Source organism: Corynebacterium sp. (assembly GCF_030826625.1).
GTDB lineage: Bacteria > Actinomycetota > Actinomycetes > Mycobacteriales > Mycobacteriaceae > Corynebacterium.
Window position 1 is genome coordinate 1 of the sequence record NZ_JAPJNQ010000010.1, and the last position, 13,682, is coordinate 13,682.

Below are 13,682 nucleotides of genomic sequence, written 5' to 3' on the forward strand. Positions count from 1 at the left end.
AACCCGCACGCGTTCCAGGCGTGTGACATAGGCCGCTAGTCGAATCCTCCAGCGAGAACTAAGTCTAACAGTAGATTGCTAGAACACAAAACCAGGAAGAATTCAGGCAACTTCAGCGCCTTCACCTGCGGGGTTTCTCCGCCTTGTAAGCTTTACTCGTCTTGCGCGCTTTCCCCGCTGTGCGGTTTCGCAGCTGCCACCACAACACCAGCAACCAGGCGGCAAACCAGCCGGCATGCCAGCCCCACGGCACCGGTTCCGGCCCAGCACCCGTCTCCGTGATCACACCGTCGGCATAGACCACACCAATGCCCAAGCTGCGCAGGCGCTCGTGATCGCCAGCCTCCCACGCCTGTTGCGCCAGGATATAGCGTCGCGATGGCTTGTCGACGAGCGCGCCGTCGACCTCCAACTGCCCGGAATAAACCACCGGCAAGGCCTTCGTATACGGGTTGATGCTCACCCAACCCGGCGCAGAAACCACCGTCGGGGCATCCGGCAAAAACACCGTGCGGCCGTCGGCACGCTGCAATAAATCTTGATCCAACCCGGCGGTGACCTCCCGCGGGGCCAGCACCGAGACCTCAGCAGGAGCATCGATGACCTGCAGCACAGCACACAAGAGAGCCAGATATGCCCACGACCGCGGTACGCCAGCGGCGGCGCAGCAATACGCGGGAATTGCCAGCATCACCAGCTTCTGCGAATCCCGCAACACACCCGGATCAACCGCAGACAACAGCTCCGGGGCCAGCCAGCCCACCAACGCGCCCCCGAGGCCCAACATCGCCAGCGCCAACACCGCACGCGGCACCGCGCGACGGCCCAGCCACAGCACGGCAAACAACACCACCCCGAAAATCGCAAACCCCGCCGACCTCGATGCCGGAACCGCCTGCCCATTCCATATTCCCCCCAAGCCCAGCAGCGAACCCAGCGTGCCGACGTAGGTTTCTGCCCGCGGGCCAAAGGCAAAATAACTACTTGTGGCCGCATGCGGGATATCCTGCAACGACGGCACCAGCCACGGCAGGCTCGCCAAACCCGCAACCACCAGGGTGAGTACGCGCGAACGCCAGTCACGCACGACGAACAACGCAGTGAGCGTGGCAAACAGTGCGCCGGTAGGCGTGAGCGAGGAAAACAGCACCGCCACCAACACCCAGACCAGATGGGTACGCAGGGCCACGATGACCGGCAGCAGCCAGGCCGCCAGCACCAACGACCACTGGCCTTGCAATAAGCGCTCGACGACGAACGGGTTGACCACCGCGATGGTCATTGCCGTCAGCTGCGCGGGCAGTGAGGCAGAGCGGTTGTGCGCCAGTAGCGCCCCGGCATACGCAGCGGCTGCCGCGCCTCCGATCAGCAAGACCCGAACTACCCATGAGGCCGGAAACAACACCCCGAGGATCGCCAGCACGCCATCTTGTGGGGCATTGCGCGCGGGCAGATCCCCAAAACCAAAGGCCGAGGGTGACAGGGCTGGTGAATCCAGCACGAGCATATCCCGCCAGGCTAGTTCGCCAGCTGCAAAAAATGGCCAGGTGAGAGCGCCAACCAGCAGGCTGGCCCACAAACCGAGGATCAGCAGGCGTGCGTTCATGTGCTAGCTGGCGCTGGGGTTGGTGGCGTTGGGATTGGTGCCGGGTTGGCTGGTGCCGGTGTGGTTAGCGTGGGCGCGCTTCTGGCTGTGCCGGTGGCGCCAGATCATCCACACCGCAGCTGCCAGCAGAACGATGCCGAGGGCAGTGGCCAGAAAACCAATGGCCTCCCAACGTTCCACCACTCGCACTGTCTTGCTGGCCAGGTCTTGTGCTTCCTCGCGGGAGGCGGAATCATATTTCGCGTGCGTGGAGAACACGGTGCGCTCCGAGGACGGCTGCGCCGGGGTGCCATCGGCAGCGAGAAAAACCTCGTAGTGTTCATCGCGGTTGACGATCTGCCCAGTGATCGGTTCTACCCACACCAAACGGTCCACCGAATAATAGGGGCGCATGGTCACGGTATCTGTGGCGGAAAGATCGCCGGTGACGCTCTCGTCGGCAAGCTCGTCGGCGGTATAAAAATCTGTGGCGGGGCCGGTGATCTCCATGGCGTCGAAAAGCTGTGCGGCTGGTTCGTCGAGGATTTTCGGTGACAGTGCCGAGACCGGGGTGGGTGGGCTGAGCAAATCCTGCGGCTGCGAATACGCGCGCAGCAAGGAGTTTTGCAGCGGATGGGCCGTAATGGTGTGGCGGTACTCGTAAAACTCCGCGGTGGCATCGCCTTCTTCATCTCCGCCCTGCTCGATGGTGTCGGCGAAGTCAATGGGCAGTGGTTCTTGGGTGAACAGATCAAAGAAATTATAGGAACGCTTCTGCGTATCCGGTTCGAAGGCATAGTAGATGCCTGGGCGGGCAAACAGGCCGGTGTCGACGGTGGGGGCGTCTGTGTTGTCGTTTCTGCCGTCATCATAAAATCGCACGCGCGAGGTAGGGTCTGGGATGCCGATGGCGGATTCGCGGTTGATGGTCACGTCGTTATCAGCGTGACCGAGAGGGCGCGCGGTGGTGGCGTCGTCGCTTGTGGATGAGCCTGCGCCGTCGTTGGCAAGCAGCGTGTGGCGTGCAGTAATTTCGGAACGACGTGCAGGGTCGTCTGCATCCTGCGTGGTACGCAGCAGCGTGATTTCACTGTCGACGTGCGTGGTAGTGGTGTTGATATAACACGAAAAAGTTGGTGTCGTTTCCGGGCAATCGTCGGGGCGGGGAAGCACCTTGTCAGCTCCGGCGCTGCTGGTTGCCGCAGCGAATTCCGCCGTGTCTAGCAGCTGGGTTTTCGCGTCTTCTGTGCGCGTGTGCACCGTGGTGCCTTCTGGCCAAGAATCGTGGAAGGCCATTACCAGCGGCGGAGCGGCGGTGCCAACCACTAGTGAGAGAGCAGCAGCGGCCACCGTTAACGTGACACGACGGAACATAGTGCTAGCAGTATACCTGTGGCGTTAACTTCTGAGGGCTGAGGCCCAAACTAAGCGGAAGCCCAGAGGTCTTTATCTAAAATTTGTTGAGAACAACAAAATAGCGCCGGTAACTTATGTTTATTTCCTTAAATAAGAATCGGCGTTAATTTATAATGTGATTTATTTACCGTCAAGGTGCTGTTTCGGATAGGGTTTATTTACTGGGGCGAAGGTAAGGGGCAAGTATGTTCGCTGTTACTTCAGAGTTTTGGCAGCAATCGTTACAAAATCGTGGCAGGGATGCAGTAGTTGTAGCTTCTGGCATAGAGGCAGTTGAAGGGCGACTGTTAAAAAAGCTACTTTCCGGAATTTATTCACCTCGTATGGATATTCACGGTGTGACACTGATTGGGGAGAGCCAAAAGGAAGAATGGAGAATACATGCTAATCCGACGTACGCCTTCTTTAGAAAGATCACGAGACAACCCCCTGGAGAAGTAAATTTTTGGGAATTAGACCAAGAATTTGATGCTAACCCAGAGGTTTTGCCGAATTATTGGCTGCAGCCAGAGAGTCACTTGATTTTCAAGAGGCTTCCCATTTGGGGTAAACCCAGGGATTTTTGCAAGCCGAGCAAATTTATATCGAACTCCGAAGATCTTTTGGTGAGCTTTGTGGACGATAATAATAATCTCGTCGGACAAGCTTTATTTATCAGTGTGGTTCCTAGGTGTTTCTTGCTTGCTGCTATGGAGTTCAATTTTCCTAGCGAGGGCTATTTGTGTAGTTATCTGCATTATGCTGCGGCAATCGATTCTTCGTGGGAGTTTACTGCGAGCGAAATTGCATTTACGGAGTTCGGCGCTAATCAGCATAATTTAGCGAGGGTGTGGAAAGTGCAACGCTTTGCGATTCCAGAACATGACCGTCCATACGGGCCATTTGGAGAATTTTATGCCGAATAAAAAATTGAGCATTCCGGTTAATTCAGAATTAATTAGTTCAACAGATGTTCTCACTATGCATAAAACTAGACCCATTGAGTCCGAAATATCTTGTGATCCTTCCTATGAGGTGATTAACGGTGACTACTGGGATCGCCTGCAGAATTATGTGGGTGCCACTGCCAAACGAGTAAGTTTTATGGAGTCGGGCTTATTCGGAATGATTTTAGCTGGGGCTGTTTTTCCTGCATACTCGGTGCATGGCATAGTAAGCACAAAGCAACCCCATACACAACGTGCAGACGACGACAAACCCTTAGCCGTGGAAGAAAAACGCCACATATTAACCATCAACAGTTTTAGCCTCCGTTACATCATGGAACATAGACTATGGCGCCTATTGGTGAAAACACCTGAAGAAGAAAAATACGAGGATCCTATTTGGAAGCCACTATCGGGGACAGGCTATTTAGGTACTTGTGTGGCACCCGAAAAATGTCAGATTTGGTCGATGGATCCGGACAGTGATGGAAGACAGCTTGAGATTTTGGTGGATCGTTTTGTAAGGATCAAGCTTACCGAAACACGAAATTCTATTTACAATGAACAGGTTATCGTGGATGAGCAGATTGTGCTGGACATCAAACTTGGATGCATCATTTATGAATTAAAAAAGATGTCCACTGGGGTAACAAACTGTAACTACATTAATTTTGTGGAAACTGAGTACCAGGGAAGTAAAGAATTCACGAGTTATACCGAGCACGGCGTCACCCAATGCGGAGCTCCACTCGTGTTCGATCAATACTGCTAGCCTGAGCGCATGGTCGCCACCAGTGTCTCCGCATCGGTTCCGCAGCGCATCGACTGCCTAGAAGGTATTCGTGCGCTTGCAGCCGTCGGGGTGCTGATCACTCACGTGCATTTTCAGACTGCTTCTGGGCCAGTGGTGCTGGAACGTTTTGATTACTTTGTAGCCGTGTTCTTTGTGCTCTCCGCATTTTTGCTGTGGCGTAGGCCGATCGGCCCTGGTTTTTTACGCAAGCGTGCCGCGCGCGTATTACCCGCTTACCTCGTCTGCGTCGCGGTGGTGGCGTTGGCGTTGCCAGCGGCTAGCACCATGAGCTGGCAACAACTACTCGCTAACCTGACCGCCACTCAGATCTACATCCCCGACGGGCTGGCACCAGGACTGACACACTTGTGGTCGCTGTGCGTGGAATTCGCTTTTTATTTTACTCTGCCACTGATCGCCTGGGTGCTGTTGCGCTGGCAGGCCCGCACGCGAGTACTCGCGCTGTGCGTGGTGGGGACCGCGAGTTTGGGTTGGGCTTTTTTGCCGTTTGTGGCCGGTTTCGACGGTAGCGACGGCGCTAGTTGGGCGGCGAGTGTGAACCGGCAGATTTGGCCACCGGCTTATACTCTGTGGTTCGTCGTCGGCATGCTGGCTGCCGAGGCGGAATCGGCGGGCGTCGCCAAGCGCCCAGGTGTGGTACGACGCATCCTGGGCATGAAACCGCTGTTTTGGGCACTAGCCACTGCCTGTTTATTCCTGGCCAGCTGGGAATCCATTAGCCCGCGTGGCCTTACCCATCCGAGCCCACTGGAATTCGCCATCCGCATCAGTCTGGGCACTGTCTTCGCGGCGTGCATCGTAGTGCCTTATGCGCTGCGGCCTACCCAGTCTGGCCTGCTGCTGAGCCAACCGGTGCAAGCCGTGGGGCGCTGGTCTTATTCGCTGTTTTTGTGGCATGTGGCGGTGCTGTCCATTGCCTTCCCGCTGGCAGGAATCGAGATGTTCAGCGGCGGTTTTGTCATCATTCTGACACTCACCCTGGGGCTTTCTGTAGCGGTCGCGGCTATCAGCTACACCTTGGTGGAAGAACCTGCCCGGCTTTGGCTCAGGCAGGCCACCGCACCGGCAGCCAAACACGCCGCGAGCAAACTATCACCGGCATAATGCGCGTCCGGCCACGGTGCACGCGCCAACCACAACCCGCAAATCCCCAGCAACGCTGGCGCTAAAACCACCGGGCGGATCGTCGTCCAGCGCGTGATCGCCCACGCCGCAGCTGCTGAGACCGCCCCTGCTGGGCCCACCACCGCACCCGAGACCGCAACGGCGGCCACTGGGAATGCCCAGGCAGGAAGTGTGGGTTCTGTGGCTAGCAAGCGTCGTGCGTGCCGACGTCGCGCGGTTGCGAATTGGGTGTTGGCCGTCGGCCGTGTGAGCGGGAACAACACCAGCGCGGCTAAGGTCACCAGCGATACCCCCGCACCCACAAATAACGACGTGCGGTACGCAGCCTCACCGGCAAAACTCATGCGAAACTCGCCGGATGCGCCTGCGGGCAGCACAAACGCCTGGGTAGCGGCATCAATGCTGGTAGGTTGCAACTGTGTGACGGCGCCTGAGGCGTCGACAAGCTCGCCGCGTAAACCCTCATTGAATGCGCGTCCGGTGACGAGCAGGCGGCCCTCGCCTGCAGCATCTTCAGCGTCTGCAGCACCCGGCACCGTGCGGCCATCGACAGGCTCATAACGCGCAGCCGGGGCAAAGCCAGGCTCTCGCAGGCTGACCCACGCGGCCGCAGTGGATATCGTGTGCGTGCCGGATAGTTCCACCGTCTCACCTGCAGAATATTCGGTGCCGTCGATGGTGACCGGCTGTTCATCGTCGGTACGGATTTCCAGCTGCATTGTGCGCGGAACCTCGAAACTGCGCTGTACAACACCCGTATCCACCGCCAGGCGCTGGAAGACGAACTGCCGAGCATTCGCGGTAGCTGGGACGTGCACCAGGCGCGACAACTCATGGCCAGCCAAGTGGATATCGGAGACCCCGGTGCGGGTTTCCGGATTGAGCTGGACTTCTATGCGGCTGGCACGGAGATCATCCGGGAAAGCAATGCGGGTATCTTCGCCGGCTGCAGTTTCCACGGTGATGGTGCGGATCGGCTTGTCGCTGGGACGCGAATCAGGATCCGCATCAGCAAAAGCCAGTACTCGCAGGCGTGCATCCTCCGTGGTGGTCAGATGTAATTCCGGGGCGTGGACTGTGCCGTCGGTGCTGCGGAGCTGCAACGTTCCGGGATCACCCGGGGCTGGCCACCAGGCTTGGTCCGTACCATCGACTGCCGCGTTGATCGAGCGCGCCGGATCCGCGCCCCCAAAAGCGGTGGCATCTGCGGCCGACGACGAGGCCTGCAGTTGCACATCACCGTGGGTACGCACCGGCAGCGGCGTGGCGACGCTCGGGTAATCCAGACTCGGGTGCTTCGTGGTTGCCTCATCCGGGCTGGCCAGCGGGCCAGAGACCGACCCCTGCAGGGTGCCGAAGTTGCGATCGACCAGCAGCGGGGTATCGGTGACGATCTCGGCGCTGGGTTCCGCACCAGATCCTCCCGTCGTCGCCCCCGCATCCGCATGGTCCACCAACTGACGCGGAGCCGGGCCATCGATAGCATCCAACACAGCCAGCGCCTCACCGCCACCGGCCACGGTGACCGGATCAAGCGCGATATGCATATCCCGCTGCGCATCCAGGACGAAGACGGAAACCCCACCAGAATCTGGGTCGCCGAAATCATGGCGCTGCACAGCAGAACTTGTGGGGCTGTTTTCGGCAGCGCGGTCTAAAGCGTCGGCAAGCCTGTCGGCACGCTCACGCTGTGCCTGCGAATCCAGGTCATGGCGCACCAGCACCGCGCCGATGCCCAAACGCACCAACGGATCCACCGAGCGATCCAGCGTGGCCATCACCCCATCCAGCCCGCGGATCGCCTCCGGAGGCAGCAGCGGCACGGCATCGCGTACGGCCCACGGCACATCCAACAATGGCTGGGCGGGCTCATCGCGGGTCCATCCCCATTCCTGCCGGGCAAACGAGGTTTCCGGGGCCAGCAACGTGCGCGTGTCGACGTTGTCGTTGAGAAAATCCGCGGCCTGGCGCCAATACTCCGGCACCTCGCGGTACGCGCCCGTCGGCAGCAACCGGCCCGACCACACCGGCGCCACCGCGACCAGCGCGATCACCGCGACACCCAACCCTGCGGCCGCGCGCCGGGAAAACTCGCTAGAGGCTGGCAGTCGCAACACAGCGCCCAGGTTCGCCACCCCGAGTAGCAGCGGAATGCGCACCAGGGGGTCGAATTTGTGCAGGTTACGCAGCGGGGCCAGGACGTCGTCCAGCAACTGCCCATAGGGCGCTGCCAAAACCGCAATTCCAACCAGTAGCATCACCAGCCACAGCCCGTGGAAGCGTAGGTGAGCGCGAGAATCCGCCGTGCTCTGCGTGCTCAATGCCAACCCGGCTAGTCCACAGGCAGCAATAGCGACGGTGGCCAGGACAAACACCGGCTGGGAAACCAACAGATAACCGGCCTCGCGCTCGGTATCGGCAAACGGCGTCCAGTGAGTGGTTCCGCGCAGGATTTCCAGCAGGTTCAGCCAGCGCGTGGTCACATAGGATGACTCGATGAAATCCGTAAATGGCGGGGAGTATTTGCCCAGTACCAGCAGCGGGCCGATCCACCAGGCGCTGACGGCGACCGCGGCCGGGAGCAGCAGCCATCCTTGCCGACGCCACAGAATCACCAGACCCGCCGGGATGCAGGCGGCCAGGGTGGCAGTCGCGTTGACTGCTCCCATCAGCGCGATGGGGATGGTAGCCGCCGCGATATCCCGGCCGGTGATTTTGTCAGTGCGCAGCAGCGGCACCAGTACCCACGGCGCAAGCATCACTGGCCAGGCCTCAGAGGAAATCGCGGTCAGCGTGGTCAGCGTGCGCGGTGACAGCGCGAACAGCAGCGCGGCGATGATGTGGAAGGCGCGGATGCTTGCCGACGCCGTGACCGCGCGGCTGGAACGAGCGGCAACGCACTGGCAAAGCCGATAAAAACCAGAAAAGCCGACGCCGGCGACGATGGTCCACCACAACCGCTGTGCCACCCACGTGGGGAGTAGCCAGTCCGGGAGGACGTCGGCAAGCAGAAAGAAAAGCCCCTGCGGGAACAGGTAGCCGTAAGCCTGGTTTTGCAGCTGGCCCAGCGGAAACACATCCGTCCAGGCATGTGTGGCCGCAGCAAGGAAACCGGCGGGGTTAACAGCGAGATCGTGTTTAGTATCCGCGGCGATGAGCCCAACAGGCTGGGCAAACATCGCGACGGCGAGCACGAGCCAGACTACGGCGTGGGTGCTAAGTGGGTGAGTGGCGTGGGTGCGCACTACTCACGCGAACCGTATTCGGCGCCACCTAGCAGTGCATCATCCGGCGGGGTGGATCCAGAAATGCTGTCCTGGCCAGAAAATTGTGCGATGCCCAGGATTGCGACGACCCCGAGTGCCACTCCGACGACGGCGCTGCCGAGAGCCGGGCCCAGGCTGCGGCGGTTGAGTGAGCGAGTAGAAGCAGCGGCCATGATTAATCGTCCTTCAACTAATCGTCTTTGGTGAAGTATTCTGGATCGTCTTCTTCATTTTCCGGTGGCACGACTAGCACCGGAACCCCGGCGTTTTTCACGATCGTTTCCGCCGTCGACTGCGACCACAGCGCGCGGAATCCGGTCAGCGCGCGGGTGCCGGTGATGATGACATCGACGTCGAGTTCTTGGGCCGCGTCCACGATCGCCGAGGCAATGGTCGTGGCCGATTCCACCAAGTGTGCCTTGCCGTACATGCCGAGCTTTTCCGCTGCGGCGATGCCCTGGCGACAGGTTTCGACGGCCTCTGCGTAGGCGGGATCGTCCTCAAGATTATCGGAGGTCATCGTCGCTTGGTGCATGCCGGTGCGTGAGGCGGCGCGGGCTTGCTGGCGAGCGATCGGTTCCCAGGCAGTCAAAATTTGCACGGTGCCGGGCTTGAGCAACTTGGCGGCATATTCGAGCGCACGCTGGGCATTTTCGGAGCCATCGTAGGCGATGAGCATGGTCTGTTCGCGGGAATCGGAACTCATAGCTTTCTATCCTAATAGCGTTGTGGGTGGATATGGGGAGGCATCGGCATGAGTATTGCTGCAACCAAACTAGTACCAAGCTGTGTGAGCGGTTAATCTGTATAGCGTGAATTCGGCTAAATCGAGAAGTTTCAAAGGTGTGGCGATTGTGCTCGGAGTCTTCGTCGGGCTTTTCGTCATTGCTGGCGTTGCCTACGCCATTGATGTCTCCACGAATCAGGGCAAAATCCCGCGCGCGACGTCCGTGGGTGGCGTCGATATTTCCTCCATGGAGCGCGAGGATGCTCTGGCCAAGCTTGACGACGAACTCCGTGAGGCCGAAAACGAACCCGTGCGCGTTGCTGCTGGCGAGAAAACCACGGAATTTGTGCCTGCACACGCGGGGCTGCGCTTGGATCTGGAAGGCACCATTGCCGCGATTCCTGATGAGTCGATGAACCCGTTTGTGCGTCTTGCCAGCTTCTTCCGTGCGACGAAGGAAGTCGACGTGCAAACCGCCGAAGATCAGGCGGCGCTAAATCCAGAATTGGACCGCATGCTCGGTGAACTCTACCGCGAGCCGGAAGATGGTGCGGTGTTCCTGGAAGCCGGCAACGTCGAACCGCATGATGCCGTGCCGGGCCAGGAAGTTGACCGCGCACACCTGCAAGAAGAGGTGACCACCGCGTGGCTGGACCCTGAGGGCATCACGGTGGGCACCAACGAAATCGAGCCGGTGATCAACCAGGATCAGGTCGATGCGATTGCCGAAGGCCCAGCCGCGAAGGCGGTATCTGGCCCGCTGAAGGTGCACGGCCGGGAGAATATTACGGCGACGATTGAACCTGCCCGCGTCGGCGAGTTCGTGCACTTTGAGGCGCATGAAGGCCAGCTGGAACCACGCGTCGATGCAGCCAAGGCGCAAGAGATTCTGGGCGAGGGCTTAGCCGAGTCCGAGCGTCCGATGAAAAACGCCCGCCTGGCAATGTCCGGTGGGCAGTTGCAGGTCACCCCGCATGTTGACGGTGAGGTGATCAACTGGGAGCCAACCATGGCTGGTTTTGCCGACCGCGTGCTCGGCGATGACCGCGAATGGGATGCCATCTACCAGGATCAACCGGCGACATTTACTACTGCAGATGCGCAATCTTCTACCTTCGATCAGGTGGTCGGTGAGTTCACCACCAGTGGTTATTCCCCAGCCTCGGGTACGAATATTTCGGTGATTTCCAACGCGCTGAATGGCACCATCGTCTCGCCGGGTGAGACCTTTTCCGTGAACCAGGCCACCGGCTCGCGCACCGCTGCGCAGGGCTATGTGGAATCCGGCGTGATCTATGAAGGCCGCGCGGACACTGCCGTCGGCGGCGGTATTTCGCAGTACGCCACCACGCTGTACAACGCGGCATATTTCGCGGCGATGGAAGATGTTGCCCACACACCGCACAGCTATTACATCTCGCGTTACCCGGCTGGGCGTGAGGCCACGCTGTACGACGGCGTTATCGACCTGAAATTCCGCAACACCTCGAATCACCCGGTGCGCATTGAATCCAGCGTCGGCGGCGGTTCGGTCACCGTGCGTCTGATGGGAGTGAAGGAATACGAGGTGGAATCGATCAGTGGTGGACGTTGGGCACACACCGATCCACCGAAGCAGACCGTTAGCGGCAGCAACTGCATCCCGACCTCCGGTATCCCGGGCTTTACGACGTCCGATACCCGCGTGATCCGCACCCTGGGCGGAGCAGAGGTTTCGCGTAATTCGCAGACCACCGTTTACGACCCACAGCCAATCGTGACCTGCCGCTAGGGCAGCTAGGTCGCTAGCCGGCTCGCTAGGTAGGATATTTGCTATGTTGCTGTCTGATCGAGACATCCGTGCTGCCATCGACTCCGAGCGTCTGGGGATTACTCCCTGTGATCCGGAGTTGATTCAGCCGTCGTCAGTCGATGTGCGCCTGGATAAGTTCTTCCGGGTTTTTAATAATTCGCGTTATACCCACATCGACCCCAAACTCGAGATGGAAGACCTGACCACGCTGCGCGAAGTCGGTGACGACGAAGGCTTCGTGCTGCACCCTGGCGAGTTCGTGCTGGGTGCCACGCTCGAGCAATTTCGTTTGCCTGCTGATCTGGCCGGCCGGCTGGAGGGCAAGTCTTCGTTGGGGCGTCTGGGCTTGTTGACGCATTCGACAGCTGGTTTTATTGATCCCGGTTTTTGCGGCCACATCACCTTGGAACTATCGAACGTGGCGAATCTGCCGATCACCCTGTGGCCCGGCATGAAGGTGGGCCAGTTGGCGTTGTTCGCGATGACTTCGCCTGCGCAATCACCGTATGGTGCGGGGGCTTTGGGCTCGAAGTATCAGGGACAGCGCGGGCCGACGCCGTCGAAGTCATATTTGAACTTCCGCTAATTCATTGAATCTGCCTGGGGTCTTGGCGTGCGCATAACCGTGTTTGGCCTGGGGTATTTGGGGGCTACCCATGCCGCGTGCATGGCCGAGGCTGGCCATGAGGTGCTCGGAGTGGATATTTCCGCCGAGCGGGTTGAGCAGCTGAGCCGCGGGACGGTGCCCTTTTTTGAACCGGAATTGGCGGAGCTGCTCCAACGCGGGCTGGCGTCGGGCAGGCTGCGTTTTAGCTGCGATTACCGGCAAGCAGCGGTGTATGCGCAGCTGCATTTCATCGCGGTGGGCACCCCGCAACGGGCAGGTGCACTCGCCGCGGATACCAGCGCGGTGGACGCTGTCGTCGCCAAGCTCGTGCCATTGTTGCGTGGTGGGCACGTTATCGTCGGAAAGTCGACGGTGCCGGTGGGTACGGCGGCGCAGCTGCAGGCGCGCGCCGATGAGCTGAGTGCTGGTAGCGCTGCGGTAGAGATTGTTTGGAACCCGGAATTTTTACGAGAGGGCCATGCGGTCGCTGATACGTTGCGCCCGGATCGGATCGTGGTCGGTACTGGGGCTGGCTCTGGCGCTGGTACCGGCTCTGGCGCGTGCCGAGCACTGGAACGTTTGCGTGAGGTGTATCGCCAGCCGTTGGAGCGCGGCACGCCGTTTTTGGTGATGCCGTGGGCGAGCGCGGAGATGGTGAAATCCGCGGCCAATGCATTTTTGGCAACCAAGATCAGTTTCATTAATGCCATTGCCGAAATCTGTGAAGCCGCCGGTGGAGACGTGACAGCAGTGGCCGAAGCTTTGGGTTACGACGAACGCATCGGGCATCAGTTTTTGGGTGCTGGCCTGGGCTTTGGTGGCGGCTGTTTGCCGAAGGATATTCGTGCATTTCAGGCGCGGGCCGACGAATTGGGCGCAGGGCAAGCTCTGCAATTTTTGCGCGAAGTTGAAGAAATCAATGCGCGGCGCAGGCAGCGAGTGGTGGAGCTAGCCGTACAGTTGATCGACGTGCCAGGCGCGGTGGTTGCCGTGCTGGGGGCGGCGTTTAAACCTAATTCTGATGATGTGCGTGATTCGCCTGCCCTGGCCGTCGCCGGTGAGTTGTCGCTGCGTGGTGCGCGGGTGCGGGTGTGTGATCCCAAAGCTGTGGATAATGCCCGCGCGGTGTATCCCGCACTGGAATACACAGAGATTCTTGCCGACGCGTTGGCTGGGGCCGATCTGGTGATTCTGGCGACCGAGTGGCGGGAGTTTCGGGAGCTCGATCCGGTGTGGGCGGCGGGCTTGGTGTCTGCGCCGGTGCTGATTGATGGCCGTAATGTCGTCTCATTGACACGGTGGCAAGCTGCGGGTTGGACAGCCTACGGGCTGGGTGTAACTACCCCTGAATTGGGGTAATATGAGTCGGAGCTGCGGACTGATTTTTTGACTGTCGAAGCCGTGAAATTGATGTCGCTGTGGCC

General features: G+C 59.6%; 11 protein-coding genes. 6 read left to right on the forward strand and 5 right to left on the reverse strand.

The window, feature by feature from the left end:
* Nucleotides 1–121: 121 nt before the first annotated feature.
* Both RCH87_RS02390 and RCH87_RS02395 read right to left on the reverse strand, forming a co-directional pair.
* A complete protein-coding gene (locus RCH87_RS02390) occupies nt 122–1,606 on the reverse strand; it encodes a hypothetical protein (RefSeq protein ID WP_306515158.1) in 1,485 nt (494 codons plus the stop codon).
* 3 nt (nt 1,607–1,609) lie between these two features.
* On the reverse strand, nt 1,610–2,959 hold the full coding sequence (locus RCH87_RS02395; protein ID WP_306515159.1) for a porin PorA family protein: 1,350 nt from the start codon (nt 2,957–2,959) through the stop codon (nt 1,610–1,612).
* Nucleotides 2,960–3,186: 227 nt separating this feature from the next.
* On the opposite strand from RCH87_RS02395, the gene RCH87_RS02400 reads away from it, so the two are divergent.
* From RCH87_RS02400 to RCH87_RS02410, 3 genes are read left to right on the forward strand one after another with little or no spacing between them, the layout of a single operon-like run.
* On the forward strand, nt 3,187–3,906 hold the full coding sequence (locus tag RCH87_RS02400) for a hypothetical protein (protein ID WP_306515160.1): 720 nt from the start codon (nt 3,187–3,189) through the stop codon (nt 3,904–3,906).
* A complete protein-coding gene (locus RCH87_RS02405) occupies nt 3,896–4,699 on the forward strand; it encodes a hypothetical protein (RefSeq protein ID WP_049149915.1) in 804 nt (267 codons plus the stop codon). Before RCH87_RS02400 ends, RCH87_RS02405 begins: the two co-directional genes overlap by 11 nt.
* 9 nt (nt 4,700–4,708) lie before the next feature.
* Nucleotides 4,709–5,845 carry an acyltransferase gene (locus tag RCH87_RS02410; protein WP_306515161.1) on the forward strand — a complete coding sequence of 379 codons (1,137 nt, stop codon included), beginning with the start codon at nt 4,709–4,711 and terminating at the stop codon, nt 5,843–5,845.
* On the opposite strand, the gene RCH87_RS02415 is transcribed toward RCH87_RS02410, so the two are convergent.
* Genes RCH87_RS02415 through RCH87_RS02425 form a run of 3 tightly spaced genes read right to left on the reverse strand, consistent with a single transcriptional unit; the run spans nt 5,752 to nt 9,838 of the window.
* Nucleotides 5,752–9,111 (reverse strand): alpha-(1->3)-arabinofuranosyltransferase family protein, encoded by a 3,360-nt coding sequence (locus RCH87_RS02415; RefSeq protein ID WP_306515162.1) that lies wholly within the window; start codon nt 9,109–9,111, stop codon nt 5,752–5,754. The genes RCH87_RS02410 and RCH87_RS02415 overlap by 94 nt on opposite strands.
* Nucleotides 9,111–9,305: a DUF2613 domain-containing protein gene (locus tag RCH87_RS02420; protein WP_306515163.1), complete on the reverse strand. Its 195-nt coding sequence runs from the start codon at nt 9,303–9,305 to the stop codon at nt 9,111–9,113. The genes RCH87_RS02415 and RCH87_RS02420 overlap by 1 nt, the downstream gene beginning before the upstream one ends.
* Nucleotides 9,306–9,322: 17 nt before the next feature.
* Complete coding sequence (locus tag RCH87_RS02425) at nt 9,323–9,838, reverse strand: universal stress protein (protein ID WP_306515164.1); 516 nt, start codon at nt 9,836–9,838, stop codon at nt 9,323–9,325.
* Nucleotides 9,839–9,944: 106 nt separating this feature from the next.
* On the opposite strand from RCH87_RS02425, the gene RCH87_RS02430 reads away from it, so the two are divergent.
* From RCH87_RS02430 to RCH87_RS02440, 3 genes are read left to right on the forward strand one after another with little or no spacing between them, the layout of a single operon-like run.
* The gene (locus RCH87_RS02430) at nt 9,945–11,630 is read left to right on the forward strand and encodes a VanW family protein (RefSeq protein ID WP_306515165.1); all 1,686 of its coding nucleotides are present in this window, start codon (nt 9,945–9,947) and stop codon (nt 11,628–11,630) included.
* A 43-nt stretch (nt 11,631–11,673) separates the two neighbouring features.
* A complete protein-coding gene (gene dcd / locus RCH87_RS02435; RefSeq protein ID WP_306515166.1) occupies nt 11,674–12,237 on the forward strand; it encodes a dCTP deaminase in 564 nt (187 codons plus the stop codon).
* 33 nt (nt 12,238–12,270) lie between these two features.
* Nucleotides 12,271–13,617, forward strand: coding sequence for a UDP-glucose/GDP-mannose dehydrogenase family protein (locus RCH87_RS02440; protein ID WP_306515187.1), 1,347 nt, complete (start codon nt 12,271–12,273; stop codon nt 13,615–13,617).
* Nucleotides 13,618–13,682 lie beyond the last annotated feature (65 nt).